Below are 16,556 nucleotides of genomic sequence, written 5' to 3' on the forward strand. Positions count from 1 at the left end.
AAGCGCATCTGCCAATCCTCTAAAAACTCTAAAACCGCCTATTCTGCCATATTTTCATAAAATTCTCGAATAGAAAATGGGACAATTCCCATTTATAACGATCTGTTTTTATCTTTAAGTCACCAAAAGCATTTTAGATTTACAAATACGGGCTTTACCCAACATAAAATGCAGAATAACTATTTAATTTTTAAGGATGGACATTGCGAAGCGGTAAGGTCATTTGCATATCAAGGTTTGCTTTTGTTTTTGGAACCGAATTATACATGATGGCGTTAAATGAAGAGACATTCCCCATTTCCATAGGATCATTCACTTGTAGACTTGGGTTAAACCGATGTTTAACCGATAAATTTACTGGCTCATCAAATTCAAAATAAACAGGACCATCAAAAACAATTTTAACTGGAATGGTATAACTACGTTTTAAATTAAAAGGAACATCTAGCTTGATGGGAATATCTAACTTAAGTGGAAATTTTGGTAAAAATTTACTTTGATAGACGAGGTCTGTCGTAGTTTCAAGAGGCATAACTTGATCAATTTTTAAAGTTGTCGAATAGTCAACACTCACTGTAATTGGTGTCTCTACAGCAAAACTTAAATCTGCCAGATATTTCCCTTTTAAAGGTAAAGTCAGTTGGCGGTCTATATCTAATGTTGTATCAAGTTTACCAATAGATTGAACCTGTAAAGTATTGCCAACCTGAATCTTTGTTTCTAAAGAGTCAGGCAAACTAATATCGGCATTATGAGCCGAAACAACTAAATTAGCTTGAATATTGAGATATACCCAAAACATAACAGCAGCAAGGATCATCATTAAGAAAAAACTGATCAACATACTCTTGAGTGAACGAAACATTACTATTCACCCTATTGATCAGTTGTTGTCTGCGAAGTTTCTGAACCCACTACCCGATTTAATCGCATAGTGGACAGAGGAATTTTTAACTCACCATTTGCAATCTTCACAGGCAATGTGTTTTTCACATCAACCGAAGCATTTAGTGCTGTTTTAACAGGGACATTCAAATTACCCTCAATTGGAATATTAGTATCCAATCTTGCTTTTAGAGGAATATGGAGATTTTCTTTTAATACCGTCCGTACTGGCGCATCAAATTTCAAATGAACCTTTTGCTCAAGCGGAACATTAATATCAATCGGAACATCAAGTTTTAATGGAATTGTTCCTTTTAATGGTAACGTAATATCACGTCCCAAAACCCTCACCTGAACCTTCGTATCGATTGGTAAATTCTGCTCAACTTTTAATGTTTCTTTGACAGGAATTGTAGTGCTAATCGGCACCATATTATCGAAGTAAACACGTGGAGTTAATGTTTGTGTTAGTGGAATATTCAGTTTCTCATCAATTGGAATACTGGCATTTACCCGGCCTTTTACATCCACATTTAAAGCATCTTGTACTTTAACCTTAACTTGTAGAGGTTCTTGTAAGTCAATAGCAACTGCCTGATTCTTCAAAGGAATATAAATATTAAAATGCTTAAACACCCATATTGCAATAAGTACACCACATAAATTGGCAATAATGATGAATATAAAAACGACCAACAAACGTTTAAACTGCGACAATTCCTATCCCTTACTATTTTCTTTTTTTCCTTAATTCCTATTCTCATTTATTTAAAAAAAATAGTCAGCATATATTTTGTACGGTTGTAAAAAAACCCAGTCTAAACTGGGTCTTTTTGTGAAAATCTTTTATAGATCATTAAATGATCTTAAGCATTCAATTCTGCTGGAATTTTTTTGTAGCTTACGCCGCACATTTGTTCAGCGATACGTAATACCTGACAGCTATAGCCAACTTCGTTATCGTACCAAACATAAGCAGTTAAACGGTTACCAGAAGTAATCGTTGCTTGAGCGTCATATACACCAGCAGTACGAGAACCGATAAAGTCACTCGATACAACTTCAGTCGAGTTGGTATAACCAATTTGACCTTGAAGGCTAGAGTTAATCGAAATTTGACGAATGTATTCGTTCACTTCTTCACGATCAACTTCTTTATCAAGCGTTAAGTTCAAGATAGCAAGAGATACGTTTGGCGTAGGAACACGTACAGAGTTACCAGTTAACTTACCTTTCAATGCAGGTAATGCTTTAGCAACAGCTTTAGCAGCACCAGTTTCAGTAATAACCATGTTCAATGTAGCTGCACGACCACGACGATCTGCTTTATGGTAGTTATCAATTAAGTTCTGGTCATTTGTAAATGAGTGAACAGTTTCAACGTGACCGTTAAGAACTTTATATTTGTCATCCAATACTTTAAGAATTGGAGTAATTGCATTTGTTGTACAACTTGCAGCAGAGATGATTTTGTCTTCATCTAAGATGTCTGTGTTGTTTACGCCAAATACAACGTTTTTCATTTCGCCTTTACTTGGTGCAGTTAATACAACACGTGCAACGCCTGGGCATTTCAAGTGTTGGCTTAGACCTTCGGCATCACGCCATTTACCAGTGTTATCGATTAAAAGCGCGTTTTGAATACCGTATTCAGTATAGTCAACTTCACTTGGGCTCGATGCATAAATCACTTTAATGAAGTTACCATTCGCAATGATTGCTTCGTTTTCTTCATCAACAGCGATTGTACCAGCGAAAGTGCCATGAATAGAGTCACGACGAAGTAAAGAAGCACGTTTTGCTAAATCGCCATCAGAAGATTTACGCACAACAATTGCTTTAAGGCTTAAGCCACGACCTAAACCTGATTGGCTAATGATTAAACGAGCCAAGATACGGCCAATACGACCAAAACCATAAAGAACTACATCTTTAGGTTGTTCAGAAGTTGCACTGCCTTTAATTGACTCAACTGCTTGAGCAACAAAAGCGTCAACATCACCGCCTTTTTCTTTATATTCAACTGCAAGTTTACCGATATCAACTTCTGCAGAACCAATGTTTTCAACTTTTGCTAAAGCTTCTAAAATTGGAAAAGTATTTACAACAGAAAGCTCAACATCTACAACACGTGTACGACGGTGAGTTTTCAAAATTTGAATAACAGAACGGTTAATTAAAGAGCGACCGTAAACAGATACGACAATATTTTTTTCACGGTATAATTGACCGATTACGGCAATCATACGTTCCGCGATTTCTTCACGGTTTTTCCAACGGCCTTGGTGTTCAGCATGCAGGGCGATGATAGTGTCTTTGCTCACAGATACGTCCTCTAATTAATTATATCTAGGCGTGATTTTTTAAACCCCGTAATTGTAATGGAATTATCGACAAGAATGAATCAAAAGCTGACGTTAGTGGCTAGATTTTCCTAAAATTCATCATAAATTCATAAAATACCTATAATTATTTTTTATTATCTTATTGTTTAAAGCAGCTAAATTTTTGCTTTTTCTTACTTTTTAGATTCTGATGCTCTAATCTTGAGCATCATTTTTTAATCTTTTTTGATATTTTGCGACGTTTAGCTGCAAATTTTTGACTTTTTGACGTTGCTGATAAAGGTGAACCGCACCTTCTACAACAAGTACAAATACTGCACACCAGATCGGAATATAAGTAAACCATTCTTCTTGGCCAATACTCTCCCCTAAAACTAGAGAAGCTAAAGCAAGCAAAACTGGTTCCAAATAACCTAAAAGTCCAAACACAACTAAGGGTAAAAAGCGGCTTGCCAGAATATAACTTCCCAAACCAATAGCACTTAAAATTCCAAGCCCAATAATGATCAAAGCAAGACTCGGTTGATCTATAAATTTGCTATAAGGGAGTAAACCTGTATGGGTTAAATAAATCGCAATCGGCAAAATAATGACTAAGTCCCACCAAAAGCCGCCTAAATTGTCTGTTTTAATTTTTTTACGTAATAAAAAGTAGGCAGAATAGCCAACCGCAACCAATGCAGTTTCCCAAGCAATACTTCCTAAACGCCAGATTTCATGGCCCACGCCAATGACAGCAAGAATAATTGCGACCCATTGAAATTTTGATATTTTTTCGCCATATAGCACACTTCCAGCCAATACTAAAACAAGTGGCAATAGAAAATATCCTAAAGATACTTGTAGGCCTCGCCCATGCATAGGCCCCCATAAAAACAGCCAAAGTTGGACTGAAGTTAAAACGGAGGTTGTGATTAACAACAATAATAAAGATGGCTTAGCCAAAATACGCTGGTAGATATTTTTGATATACGCTAAATCGCCACTCCACCACATAAACAAAGTTAGAAATGGGATTGTTGCAATAATCCGCCATCCGAAAGTTTGTTCACTATCAAGCTGGCCTAACAATTGAGTATAAAAATAAAGTACACCAAAAGTGACAGATGCCATGACAGACAAGCTCACGCCCTTAAACATCACCACCCTCTTAGACTTTAGTAAAAATAGCTCACCACAATACTTGATTTATCCACTATAAAAAAGAAAAAACCATGTGAAAACATGGTTTTTTCTTAATCAGACATTTACATTTATTCTTTATGTTCTGTACGGATAATATCGCGAATGTCAAAACCTAATGTTTTTGCATAATTTAGATATTCATCCACCACTTCTTGTTCAGGATGAGGAGTTCTTGATAATACCCAAAGATATTTACGAGAAGGTTCTCCTACTAATACAGTTTGATAGTCTTCATCTATTTTTAAAATCCAGTAATCTCCGCGAATAACTGGAATCCATCGCACAGCTTCCGGTAAAAAACTCACCTTCAATTTGCTGTTATATGGCGGGTTAACCACGAAGGCTTCACCAATAGATTGCTGTAATTGTTTTCTATTGTCATAGCAGCGATTATCTACAACCACATTTCCATTTTCATTTAAGGTGTAAGTTGCAGATACGTTATAAGCACATTTTTTTTGGAAAAATGCAGGCTTACGGGCGACTTCATACCAAACACCTAAATATCGGTCCAGTTCAACTTTATAAACAGTTTGCAAGGGTTTCGGCTGAGCATAGACATAGGTTCCAACAGCTAAACCAGCCAAAACGACACCGCCTAACGCAATTTTAGCCAAACGCCAACTGGCTTGCGGAACATTATTTCGAAATGCCATTGTTGCCCTCAACGATTAGTTGTGAATACAAAAGAACTCAAATATCTACAGTAGCTTGTTTTTTAAACACATTATGTAGCGTTATGTATTCATTTATTGCAACATCTGCGCTTTTAATCGAAGAATTTCATCACGTATCCGCGCTGCTTGCTCAAACTGTAAATCTTTCGAGGCCTTTAACATATCTTTTTCAAGCTTAGTAATATGTTTACTAAACAATTTAGGGTCTGAAAGAATATGTCTTTCATCAGCACTCAATGCTTGTGCTTGCTCAAGTACTTTTTCATCAATTTCGTCATCTGAAAGTACCTCACCCGAGTCAATTTCTTTGACAGCCTGACGAACCGCACTACGTGGTGTAATACCATGCAACTCATTAAATTCAATTTGCTTGGCTCTACGGCGATCAGTTTCATCTATTGCTTTTTGCATAGAGTCAGTAATTCGGTCAGCATATAAAATTGCTTTACCTTTTACATTACGCGCAGCACGACCAATTGTCTGAATAAGAGAACGTTCCGAACGTAAAAAGCCTTCTTTATCTGCATCTAAAATGGCAACCAAAGAAACTTCTGGCATATCCAGACCTTCACGTAACAGGTTAATACCGACTAAAACATCGAATACGCCTGTACGTAATTCATGAATAATTTTGACACGTTCAACCGTATCAATATCTGAGTGGAGATAAGCCACCTTAACACCATATTCTTTTAAGTAAGAAGTTAGGTCTTCTGCCATACGCTTCGTTAAAGTCGTAATTAATACTCTTTCATTCAAACTCTTACGAATATTAATTTCAGAAAGAACATCATCCACTTGGGTTAAGACAGGACGAATCTCAATTTCAGGGTCGATGAGACCTGTTGGACGTACCACCTGTTCAACGATTTGGTCTGACTTTTCTAATTCATATTTAGCAGGTGTTGCACTTACAAAAATGGTGGTCGGTACAATACGCTCCCACTCTTCAAACTTCATTGGACGGTTATCAAGCGCACTTGGTAAACGGAAGCCATAGTTTACTAAGTTTTCTTTACGCGACCGGTCACCTTTATACATCGCTCCAATTTGTGGGACCGTAACGTGTGATTCATCAATAATCAGCAAAGCATCTTCTGGAATATAGTCGAATAAAGTCGGCGGAGCTTCACCAGATGGACGTCCAGACAAATGACGTGAGTAGTTTTCGATACCATTGGTATAACCCAGCTGTTGCATCATTTCCAGATCGTAACGTGTCCGTTGCTCAATACGCTGTGCTTCGAGCAATTTGTCATGTTCACGGAAGAATTTAAGTTGATCTTGTAATTCATCCTTAATTGTATCGATAGCACGTGTTAAATGATCTTTTGGTGTTACATAGTGGCTTTTCGGATAAATCGTTACTCGAGAAACTTTACGAACCATTTTACCTGTTAGCGGGTCAAACCAACGGATTGAGTCGACCTCATCATCAAATAGTTCAATGCGAATAGCATGTTGATCAGATTCTGCTGGGAAAATATCAATAATTTCGCCGCGAATTCGATATGTACCACGTAAGAATTCAAGTTCATTACGCGTATATTGCATTTCAACCAAACGGCGGATGATTTCATCACGGCTTACTCGGTCACCCTCGACCACATGCAGCAACATTTGCATATAAGCATTTGGATCACCCAAACCATAAATTGCAGACACCGATGCCACAATAATTGCATCGCGGCGTTCTAATAAAGCTCGTGTTGCAGATAATCGCATCTGGTCAATGTGATCATTAATGGCTGCATCTTTTTCAATAAACGTATCCGAAGATGGAACGTAAGCCTCTGGCTGGTAGTAATCGTAATAACTTACAAAATATTCAACCGCATTATTAGGGAAGAAAGATTTAAACTCACCATAAAGTTGGGCAGCCAAAGTTTTGTTATGGGCCATCACAATAGTAGGGCGCTGTGTTTGAGCGATCACATTTGCCATGGTATAGGTCTTACCTGAGCCAGTTACCCCTAGCAATAACTGATTACGAAAACCATGCTCGATACCATTGACCAGCTTTTCAATTGCCTGTGGCTGATCACCTGCTGGCTGATAATGAGTGACCAAATCAAAAGGTTGATTTTCGTTCAAAGTTATCTCTCTTTATGAAAAAATTGAATTTAACGTCTCCCCTTTTAATGGGGATTTTTATCTTAATTTAAAGTGCAAATTGAGTTGGAAATTCAATGTAAAAGATTAAGCATCTTAACACTTGACCAATACTATAATCAGTTGCAACATGAAGCTATCCATTAAATAAAAAGCATAACCATGACCTATCAATATCATGATGAAAGTATTGTAACCGAACTCCCAGAAGATACAGTTTTTGTATTTGGTAGTAACCTTGCTGGACAGCATGGTAGCGGCGCAGCACGCGTTGCCAGTCAACACTTCGGAGCAGTTGAAGGTGTGGGGCGCGGCTGGGCTGGTCAAAGCTTTGCAATTCCAACTTTAAATGAACATATCCAACAAATGCCTCTTTCACAAATTGAGCACTACGTTGAAGATTTTAAGATATATGCAAAAAATCATCCTAAAATGAAATATTTTGTCACTGCTTTAGGTTGTGGCATTGCAGGTTATAAAGTCTCTGAAATTGCACCACTTTTTAAAGATATTGATCACAACGTTATCTTTCCAGAATCTTTTAAACCCTATGTTGAAGATAATGCAGTTTCACAATTTCCAACATTAACTCAAAAGATGGTAAAAAGTTTCATTAACGATGAAGTAATTTTTTACTTCAATCATGGAGGTGAATCTTTTGAAGAAGCCTTAGATAAAACAGATTTATCAGCTGCTGAAAAAGCAATTGCTCTTATTGTTTTAAATGAAGAGCTCTACCCTCGGGATCGTTATGGCCGAGGACGTGATCATGAGCTTAGTGATATTTTAGGTAAGCTCAACGGTAAAATTTTTGACCTGCATGGAAACTCGGAGGGGGCCATGATTTTTGTGAGCGCAGTGGTTGCACTCATGGAACTTTATGATTTTGACGAGCAAGACTTTATCAAATTATGGCGTGGTGAAAAGAATATTGACCACCCTATTAATCGTTAATTTCTCTAATAAACTTATGAGCTAAGCAGATAATATCTGCTTTCTCATTATTTTATTTTTACTTACATTTAATTTTCTTATTTTTAATTATTCTAATAAATTTAAGTCCTTTATATTCCCAAATCTTAATTTTTCTCATTATACTTTAAGGCGAACTGAATACTTAAAGAAACATATGGAAACTTTAGATTCTTCAATTTTTGACCTTAGCCCAATTCCAATGTGGATTGAGGATTTCAGTGAAGTTAAACAACAATTTGATCTATGGAGAAATCAAGGTATTGAAAACCTCCATGAATTTTTAAGCCAAAATAAAAATTTAATTATTGAATGTGCCCATAAAATTAAAATTGTTCGTGTGAATCAAAAAACCTTAGAACTTTTTGAAGCAAAAACTCACGAAGAGCTATATTCGAGTTTAAATCTCATTTTTAAAAAAGAGATGTTTGAATCACATATTAATGAATTAGAGGAACTATGGAATGGTAAAACCCATTTTTCAAGCACGACTGTAAATTACACTTTATCGGGCAAACGTATTGATGTTCAGTTAAGAGGCTCAATTTTACCTGGTTCTGAATCGACTTTTGAACGTGTATTAATTACCACCGAAGATATTACACCTTATCAAAATGCGCTTCGTGAAGAAGAAAAAAATCGTCGTTTGGCTGAATCCATGTTTATCTACTCACCTACATCTCTTTGGGTGGAAGATTTCAGCCGTATAAAAAACAGAATTGATCAACTTAGGCTATTGGGAATTGAAGATTTTAGAACTTTTCTAGATGTTCATCCTGAATTTGTCCGCCAGTGTGTAGAAGATATTCTGATTTTAGATGTTAATCAGGCAACTCTCGATTTATTTAAGGCTCCTGATAAATCCACACTTTTCAGAAATACACATAAGGTTTTTGCTGAAGAGATGATTGAAACCTTTCGGGAACAACTCATCGAATTATGGCAAGGTAATATTCATCATAAACGTGAAGCCATTAACTACGCTTTAGATGGCCAAATAAGAAATGTCTTGCTTCAATTTACCGTTTTTCCTGGATACGAAGAGACTTGGGGACTGGTACAAGTTGCACTTACCGATATTACCGCGCGAAAAAAAGCGGAAAACTACCTTGAATATTTAGGACAACACGATGTTCTTACCAAACTATATAACCGCGCTTTTTTTACAGAAGAACTGAATCGTTTAAATCGAAGCATTATTCGCCCTGTTTCTTCAATTTTCTTAGATATGAATGGATTAAAAGAAACCAATGATCAGTTTGGTCATGATATTGGGGATGGTTTATTGCGTCGCGTTGGAAATATTTTAAATCAGGCCATTTTAAATACGCCCTATACGGCTTCTAGAATAGGTGGCGATGAATTCGTGATTTTAATGCCGGGGGCAGATGAGGCGAATGTTCTTATTATGCTTCAAACCATTCAGGAGCTTTTTAATATCGACAATCAATATTATTCAAGTCACCCAATTAGCATCGCAATTGGACATGCAACCACTCAAACAAATGAACAAATTGAGGACATGTTAAAGCGAGCAGACCATCACATGTATCAAAAGAAAAAAAGTTATTATCAGGAAATTTTACTCAATCAATAAAAAACAGGCATATTGCCTGTTTTTCAAAATTAGCGTTTTCCCATAGAACGACGCGTACCACGTGGAGGCATCCACGTTCTATCTGCGTATTGCTCTGGTTTAGGACGTACTTGGTTGTGTACCGCATCGTCGGCTTGATTGCTTTCATTCGGCATTGGGAATGGCAATTTCACCAAAGCCTTTTTCTGTTTTGGCTGTTGCTCAGTCATGATTCATTCTCGAAATTTCGATTGCGACTTATTATAAATGATTTTTATCATTTCTTTCCAAAAAAGCTTCAATTGAATAAAACAGAGACAAGATCTTTCTTAAATCAAACTTTTTTACATCTAAAAATACCCACATCCGCAAATTACTTAATTTTTGCGATAAGATAGTATGCTTTTTATTTTTTAATCCCATAAGAGGAATATTGCCGTGGACGTACGTCTTTCTGATCGTGTCAATGCTATCAAACCGTCCCCTACACTTGCTGTAACCAACAAAGCTGCTGAACTTAAAGCTGCTGGCAAGAACGTGATTGGTTTAGGTGCTGGCGAACCAGACTTTGATACCCCGCAACACATCAAAGATGCTGCAATTGAAGCAATTAATAATGGTTTCACCAAATATACGGCTGTAGATGGTACTCCTGGATTAAAAAAAGCAATTATTGCTAAATTTAAGCGTGATAATAATCTTGATTATCAAGCAAATCAGATTTTGGTTTCATGTGGTGGTAAGCAAAGCTTCTTTAACTTGGCGCTTGCTCTATTAAACAAAGGCGATGAAGTTATCATTCCAGCACCTTTCTGGGTAAGCTATCCAGATATGGTTATTATTGCTGAAGGTACTCCAGTCATTGTGAAATGTGGCGAAGACCAACGTTTCAAAATCACTCCTGAACAATTAGAAGCTGCTATTACACCTAATACTCGCTTAGTTGTATTAAATAGCCCTTCTAACCCAACTGGTATGATTTATAGCAAAGCTGAATTAGAAGCTTTAGCTGAAGTTCTACGTCGCCACCCACAAGTATTTGTTGCATCTGACGATATGTATGAACCAATTCGTTGGGAAGATGAGTTCTACAACATCGCAACTGTTGCTCCAGATTTATATGACCGCACGATTGTTTTAAATGGCGTTTCTAAAGCATATGCAATGACTGGTTGGCGTATTGGCTATGCAGCCGGCCCAGCAAAAATCATTGGTGCAATGAAAAAAATCCAGTCACAATCAACTTCTAACCCAACTTCTATTTCGCAAGTTGCTGCTGAAGCTGCATTGAATGGCCCACAAGACGTTTTACAACCAATGATTGAAGCGTTTAAACGCCGTCATGACTTAGTTGTAAACGGCTTAAATGACATCAAAGGTATCTCTTGCTTACCTGCTGATGGCGCTTTCTATGCCTATGCAAACATTCGCCCTCTTATTCGTGCAAAAGGCTTAAAATCTTGCACAGAGTTCTCTGAATGGCTATTAGAAGAAACTGGCGTAGCAGTAGTACCTGGTGATGCATTTGGTTTAGGCGGTTTTATGCGTATTTCATATGCAACAGCTGACGAAGTACTTGTTGATGCGTTAGCACGTATCAAAAAAGCTGCTGACTCAATTGAAGGTGTAGATGCTGCTATCGCTTCAATCGAAGCTGAAAAAGCTGCGAAATAATCTGTAGAACTAAAAAGGAAGTTTCTATTTGAAACTTCCTTTTATCATATTGATTTATACAACTTTTAAAATAATTATTATGAAATAAAAGCTAATATTTTTAGCTAGCATGCTAATTTCAACCTTTCTCTTTTTATAGTAAAATAATAAATTAAGATAAAATGTAACATTCATCAAATAAATCTTCCGTTATTAAAAGCACTTTGAGTAAAAAAAATGACCGCCTGGCAAAGATTAGGAATAGAACCAACAGATAACCAGAGAGAAATAAAAAAGGCTTATGCCAAACAGCTAAAATTAATCGATCAAGATACCCAGCCAGAAGAATTTATTCGTCTCCGAGAGGCGTTAGAAATTGCACAATTCGAAGCAGAACATTTAACATATGAAAACGAGGATTCGAATAATTTATTTTCTATATTTGAAGAAAATGTTTCATTCAATCAGCAAAATTCAAATCCAGATGACTTAAGTAATCAAACACTTGAAAATAAACTTAAGAGATTAAAACACCATATTGTAATTCAAGATATTAACTTTAATATACGTGATGAATTAATTCATTTTAATAATGAAATTGAAGTAAATGAAGATAAAAGTATTAGCAGCCATTTCAAAAATCAAATTTTAGATCTATTAAAAGAAAATGATCTTGATGATTTTTATTATATTTTTATAGAAAAAGATGCCGAAAATATTGATAAAAACTATCAGAAAATAATTGAAAAAGAGAAAATCGAATATTCCGTTTCCAAAAGCGAATCTATTCAACCAGATACACTTAGTATTCCAGTAATTCTTGATGAAGTTAGCAATGCACTATGGAATAAAGATATTAGCGATATAACATTCGATAAATTTAATTATTTACTTAGTCAACAATATGATATTCCCCTAAGTCAACAAATAGAAATAAAAGATCAACTCCAAGCCCCTTTAGCAGAAATTGAAATTCATGATCTACAGCCCGAATATTTTCGGTTTCTAGAATTGTGGCATGAAACTTATCCTGATGATATTAATCAATATAATCCATCATATTACTCAAGCTTACTACAGGAAAAATTAAATAGTTTTTTATCTCAGTACAAACTCTTAAAAAAATTACCTAATGAGCATTTTGAACTATTAAATAAACTTTCTGGTGAAAAAAAATTTCATCCATTGAAAATGCTCAAGTTAAGAAAAAGTTTAAATAAAATTTCAAAAAACTATAGCACGGTTGAAATTATTGATAAATTTCATCTTTCTAACACCCACACCAACTATAATTACTTATTTCTAAAAAGTTTAAGTAGTTTTTGGAAATTTACTATTATAAATATACTATTTATAACTATAACCTTTCTCTTTTTTAATTCTCTTATAGCTCCAGACAATCAAATTATAGTAAATTTATTAATTACGGTCTGCATTAGCTTCATATATATATTTATACTACAACCTATATTAAACACTAAAATTCTAGGTCACCCTGATTATGAAAAAATATTAAGCTATTATCTTAAATATTGGTTTTTAAGTGGATTTATTCTCTGCAGTTTGACCCCTTGGCTTCCAGATTTACTCCATCAACATCTAAGTTATGGATGGTTTATATCTACAATTATACTACTGAGTGTATTGCTGCTAGATGCAACTCCATATATGAATAGATTAGAACAAAGTACATTTATTAATATCGATAAATGGATAATCAATATCGGCTTAATCTCTCTCAGTCTTTTTCTTATTTCTGTTTTTCTTATTATTGGTGAACCTGATCATACTTGGTTCATAATTTATAGTTTGATTCCGATTTGTTTCTTATTTTACCCAGAATCTTTCCGACCTCTCTTCTATATTTTTGGATACAACAAAGAAAGTACCAACTTAGCAGATAAACAAATAATATATAGAAGTATTGGCATTATCTTTTTTAGACTTTTTTGGATTTTTGGCTTTAGCTATTTATTTATAAAATCTTCCTCACAACCTTTTATGTATGCTGCAGGCTTAATTCTAGGAAGTATATTAATAACCGGATTTAGTGCCAAGAATCTTTCATCCACACTTAAATATTTAACGTACATCAGCTTATGCATAGCAACGTTATACACCATAATCTTCCCTTTGATATTAATTTATTATTTATATCAAAGCTATCAAGCAAAAAAAATCATTTTGTCTAGCTGATAAAGATATCCCCTTGTATGTATCTAATAAAGATTCACACAAGGGGAAGTAAATTAATACTCTTCAAACAAACTTAAATCTTCAACTTCATTAAGAAATACTTCGAAATGTTGTTGTGCCTCACGTATTTGTCTTGGATCTTGCAAATTTAAAATATAATTAAATTGTTGCGTTCGCTCTCCAATCTGTAAGCGTAGATCTCCTGTATATTCACTAAATAAACGCTCTGCTCGTAATAATAAGCTCTTATTCATTAAAGTATCACGAGGATGTATTTTCAATTCCTGCAACTGTTGACGTGCCTGCTCTATTTGTTGTGTACTCATCACATTTTGATGATTAACAATCACTTTTTGGAGCTTTTCTCCTGTGTTTGGAACGTCTATATCAACTTCTAAAATACCATTAGGGTTATACGAGAATCGTACCTCAATAGATAAATAATCATTATTTGGAGGTAAAGGCACTTTGAGCTCACCTAAAAAAATGTTTTCTTTACACAGCCGATGTTCACCCTGATAAATCTTAACAATAATTTCTCTCTGCCCTTTATTCATCGCAGTATACGTATTTACCTTACTGGCAGGAATTACAATATTGCGCTCTAAGATAGGTGAAAACTGCTCATCATTTCCAACCGCAATCCCTAAACTAAATGGACAAACATCTGTTAAAACAATTTCTTTTAAAGATACATCTTTCGCTTTTAAACCTGCTTGTACACACGCACCACGTACAATTGCTTCATCAGGCTGAACACTTGTCGATGGAAAACGACCAAATAATTTTGTTACCAATTTGCGAACAACTGGAATACGCGTCGCACCGCCTACCATAATAATCTGGTCAACCTGTTGAGGCAGGACTCTAGCATCTCTCAAGGCCCGCTCTAGTGGGCGGCGTAATCTAAGCAGTAATGGTTCGGCCCATACTGCGAATTCTTCTTGAGTAATTTCTAGGGTGGCTTCCTTATCTTCCCATTTAAATATTAAATCTGTTTTCGCTTCTTTACTTAAAACATGAAGACTATGTTGCGCTCTAGCTCTTAACGCTGTTTCAATATCAAACGGAATAGTATTTTCAGTATAGCCAAAAATAGTTGCATGCTGTTTCCAGTATTGCTTCATTAACAACTGAACAAAGTCATCTCCACCTAGATAGTTATCTCCTGCACTAGCTCGCACTTCAGTGATGCCATCAAACAACTCGACAATTGAGACATCAAAAGTTCCTCCACCTAAATCAAAAATTAGGAAACAACTATCCTGCGTTTGACCTAGTCCATATGCTAAAGCCGCGGCCGTAGGTTCATTAATGAGTCGGCTAACTTTTAAACCAGCAAGTTCTGCAGCAGATATAGTTGCTTGACGTTGGATATCATTAAAGTAAGCAGGCACTGTAATCACTGCATCCTCTACTTCACATTGTAAAGCCTGCTCTACGTCCTCTTTAAGAGATTTTAATATCAATGAAGACAATTCAATTGCTGAAAAGCTCTGTTGACCTAATTTCAATCTTTTTGAGGTACCCATTAGCCGTTTAAAACTAGTTAATACTTCTTTACCACGGCTTCTTAACTCTAATGCAGCTTGCCCAATTAAGATTTGCCCCTGCTCATCCAATGCAATAGCTGAGGGTGTAGTTTTCATACCATAAGGATTATTAATAAGTCTGGACTGACCATTTTCAAAAATACCAACAAGTGAGTTACTGGTTCCAAGATCAATTGCTATAAGAGGTTTAGTATCTATCATTTTGTATCAATAATTTAGAAATATTAATTTTAAAATTATTTTATTCGATTTAATAAATATTGGCGAGATTTAGTTGCTCTTAAAACTCAATAATTCAATTTTATTAAAAATTTTTAAAAGTTATTATTTTAATTACATAATTTTAATGAAATAGTATTTACCGTTTTAAGTGATGAAAGTAAGGTAAATTTTTTCTAAAATCGAAAATATTCTCATTAATTTCTACTCCCATGATTTCTTTTTTGTTGTAAATCTTAATTTTTATCTACTAGGCCTAAGCGTAATTCTAATTTAATATTGCTTTGTAAATTAATTTATTAAATTTAAAGGGCCTCAAAATTGAGGCCCTTTTTTTAATTAAAATTATTATAGGTTAAATAACGCAGCGACCTGAGCCTCAGTCAATTTCTTTGTATCATTTTGAAAAGTATAAAAATCAGGTTTTGAATCAATAAAAATTTCCATATCCAAATTCAAGTCTTCTACTGGCTCATTTAAAGAAAATGCATTGATGTTGCAGTAGCTTTGATCTTTCGTTCTCCAAAAAATTGTTGTACCACAAGCATTACAAAAACCTCGTTCTCCCCAGTCAGAAGAGTTAAATACACTAAGATGCTTTTGCTGAATAAACTTTAAACTACCTTTGACCACATCAATTGTCATAATGACACCACTGGTTTGTCTACGACACATTGAGCAATGGCAAACATGTACATCATGATTTTTTAATTCAACTTGAAAAGTTGTTTCACCACATAAACACTGACCGTTCATTATTATTTTCCATAAGAAGTTTATATTTTTAGAGTTATAAAATATTCTGCTCAACCAAAATTTACAAGTTTATAAACTATAAAGTGGCCTATATTTCTTGTACTTGACAATATGTATTTTAACGCCTAATTTAACATCAAGTTCTATTTTAGAACTTAAAGAATTAAAGGACTCAAAAAATGAAAAATCCGATGGAAATGACTGGTCTTGAATTTTTACAAGCCATGATAGAAGGCCATATTCCTCCTGCAAGCATTAGTAAAACGATACCTATGCAACCTACTGAAATCTCAGAAGGATCTGTTACTTTTAAAGCCCAAGCGGATCATAACCATCTAAATCCACTCGGTGGCGTGCATGGTGGTTTTGCTGCCACAGTCCTAGATTCGGTGACTGGCTGTGCAGTACATACGATGTTACCCGCGGG

Annotated in this window: 14 protein-coding genes; 5 read left to right on the top strand and 9 right to left on the bottom strand. The window is 35.2% G+C overall.

Annotation, left to right across the window (positions count from 1 at the left end; all coding sequences use genetic code 11):
• Positions 1 to 190 precede the first annotated feature (190 nt).
• The 6 genes from UC75_RS07835 to uvrB all read right to left on the bottom strand — a co-directional run bounded on the left by UC75_RS07835 (position 191) and on the right by uvrB (position 7,186).
• Complete coding sequence (locus tag UC75_RS07835) at positions 191 to 865, bottom strand: hypothetical protein (RefSeq protein WP_005307432.1); 675 nt, start codon at positions 863 to 865, stop codon at positions 191 to 193.
• Between the two features lie 11 nt (positions 866 to 876).
• Positions 877 to 1,602 (bottom strand): hypothetical protein, encoded by a 726-nt coding sequence (locus tag UC75_RS07840; RefSeq protein ID WP_004790761.1) that lies wholly within the window; start codon positions 1,600 to 1,602, stop codon positions 877 to 879.
• A gap of 149 nt (positions 1,603 to 1,751) precedes the next feature.
• Positions 1,752 to 3,209: a glyceraldehyde-3-phosphate dehydrogenase gene (locus UC75_RS07845; protein ID WP_004790760.1), complete on the bottom strand. Its 1,458-nt coding sequence runs from the start codon at positions 3,207 to 3,209 to the stop codon at positions 1,752 to 1,754.
• Positions 3,210 to 3,425: 216 nt separating this feature from the next.
• The gene (gene rarD, locus UC75_RS07850; protein WP_128825155.1) at positions 3,426 to 4,373 is read right to left on the bottom strand and encodes an EamA family transporter RarD; all 948 of its coding nucleotides are present in this window, start codon (positions 4,371 to 4,373) and stop codon (positions 3,426 to 3,428) included.
• Positions 4,374 to 4,483: 110 nt separating this feature from the next.
• Positions 4,484 to 5,071: a lipocalin family protein gene (locus UC75_RS07855; RefSeq protein ID WP_005307444.1), complete on the bottom strand. Its 588-nt coding sequence runs from the start codon at positions 5,069 to 5,071 to the stop codon at positions 4,484 to 4,486.
• A 93-nt stretch (positions 5,072 to 5,164) separates the two neighbouring features.
• Entirely contained in the window at positions 5,165 to 7,186 is a 2,022-nt protein-coding gene (gene uvrB, locus UC75_RS07860) for an excinuclease ABC subunit UvrB (RefSeq protein ID WP_049837230.1), read from the bottom strand.
• 180 nt (positions 7,187 to 7,366) lie between these two features.
• Between uvrB and UC75_RS07865 the strand changes: the two genes are divergently transcribed.
• Positions 7,367 to 8,158: a hypothetical protein gene (locus UC75_RS07865; protein WP_049837231.1), complete on the top strand. Its 792-nt coding sequence runs from the start codon at positions 7,367 to 7,369 to the stop codon at positions 8,156 to 8,158.
• Positions 8,159 to 8,333: 175 nt separating this feature from the next.
• Positions 8,334 to 9,773: a sensor domain-containing diguanylate cyclase gene (locus UC75_RS07870; protein ID WP_049837232.1), complete on the top strand. Its 1,440-nt coding sequence runs from the start codon at positions 8,334 to 8,336 to the stop codon at positions 9,771 to 9,773.
• Positions 9,774 to 9,802: 29 nt separating this feature from the next.
• On the opposite strand, the gene UC75_RS07875 is transcribed toward UC75_RS07870, so the two are convergent.
• Positions 9,803 to 9,982 carry a hypothetical protein gene (locus UC75_RS07875; RefSeq protein WP_002118942.1) on the bottom strand — a complete coding sequence of 60 codons (180 nt, stop codon included), beginning with the start codon at positions 9,980 to 9,982 and terminating at the stop codon, positions 9,803 to 9,805.
• A gap of 208 nt (positions 9,983 to 10,190) precedes the next feature.
• Here UC75_RS07875 and UC75_RS07880 point away from each other — a divergent pair, with 208 nt between their 5' ends.
• Both UC75_RS07880 and UC75_RS07885 read left to right on the top strand, forming a co-directional pair.
• On the top strand, positions 10,191 to 11,426 hold the full coding sequence (locus UC75_RS07880) for a pyridoxal phosphate-dependent aminotransferase (protein ID WP_002118408.1): 1,236 nt from the start codon (positions 10,191 to 10,193) through the stop codon (positions 11,424 to 11,426).
• A 216-nt stretch (positions 11,427 to 11,642) separates the two neighbouring features.
• Entirely contained in the window at positions 11,643 to 13,601 is a 1,959-nt protein-coding gene (locus tag UC75_RS07885; RefSeq protein WP_049837233.1) for a molecular chaperone, read from the top strand.
• Between the two features lie 53 nt (positions 13,602 to 13,654).
• On the opposite strand, the gene UC75_RS07890 is transcribed toward UC75_RS07885, so the two are convergent.
• Together UC75_RS07890 and UC75_RS07895 are read right to left on the bottom strand one after the other, a co-directional pair.
• On the bottom strand, positions 13,655 to 15,355 hold the full coding sequence (locus UC75_RS07890; RefSeq protein WP_049837234.1) for an Hsp70 family protein: 1,701 nt from the start codon (positions 15,353 to 15,355) through the stop codon (positions 13,655 to 13,657).
• 366 nt (positions 15,356 to 15,721) lie between these two features.
• Positions 15,722 to 16,129 carry a GFA family protein gene (locus UC75_RS07895; protein ID WP_049837235.1) on the bottom strand — a complete coding sequence of 136 codons (408 nt, stop codon included), beginning with the start codon at positions 16,127 to 16,129 and terminating at the stop codon, positions 15,722 to 15,724.
• Positions 16,130 to 16,308: 179 nt separating this feature from the next.
• On the opposite strand from UC75_RS07895, the gene UC75_RS20700 reads away from it, so the two are divergent.
• On the top strand, positions 16,309 to 16,556 hold a 248-nt coding region (locus UC75_RS20700; RefSeq protein WP_228137166.1), incomplete at its 3' end, for a PaaI family thioesterase.

It is taken from the genome of Acinetobacter sp. V2 (assembly GCF_001188385.1).
Taxonomy (GTDB): domain Bacteria; phylum Pseudomonadota; class Gammaproteobacteria; order Pseudomonadales; family Moraxellaceae; genus Acinetobacter; species Acinetobacter oleivorans.

Bases quoted from the DNA above. Each gene is read 5' to 3' on its own strand.
- UC75_RS07865 (WP_049837231.1), top strand. From the start codon at position 7,367: ATGACCTATCAATATCATGATGAAAGTATTGTAACCGAACTCCCAGAA.
- UC75_RS07890 (WP_049837234.1), bottom strand. From the start codon at position 15,355: ATGATAGATACTAAACCTCTTATAGCAATTGATCTTGGAACCAGTAAC.
- UC75_RS07875 (WP_002118942.1), bottom strand. From the start codon at position 9,982: ATGACTGAGCAACAGCCAAAACAGAAAAAGGCTTTGGTGAAATTGCCA.
- UC75_RS07885 (WP_049837233.1), top strand. From the start codon at position 11,643: ATGACCGCCTGGCAAAGATTAGGAATAGAACCAACAGATAACCAGAGA.
- UC75_RS07895 (WP_049837235.1), bottom strand. From the start codon at position 16,129: ATGAACGGTCAGTGTTTATGTGGTGAAACAACTTTTCAAGTTGAATTA.
- UC75_RS07835 (WP_005307432.1), bottom strand. From the start codon at position 865: ATGTTTCGTTCACTCAAGAGTATGTTGATCAGTTTTTTCTTAATGATG.
- UC75_RS07870 (WP_049837232.1), top strand. From the start codon at position 8,334: ATGGAAACTTTAGATTCTTCAATTTTTGACCTTAGCCCAATTCCAATG.
- UC75_RS07855 (WP_005307444.1), bottom strand. From the start codon at position 5,071: ATGGCATTTCGAAATAATGTTCCGCAAGCCAGTTGGCGTTTGGCTAAA.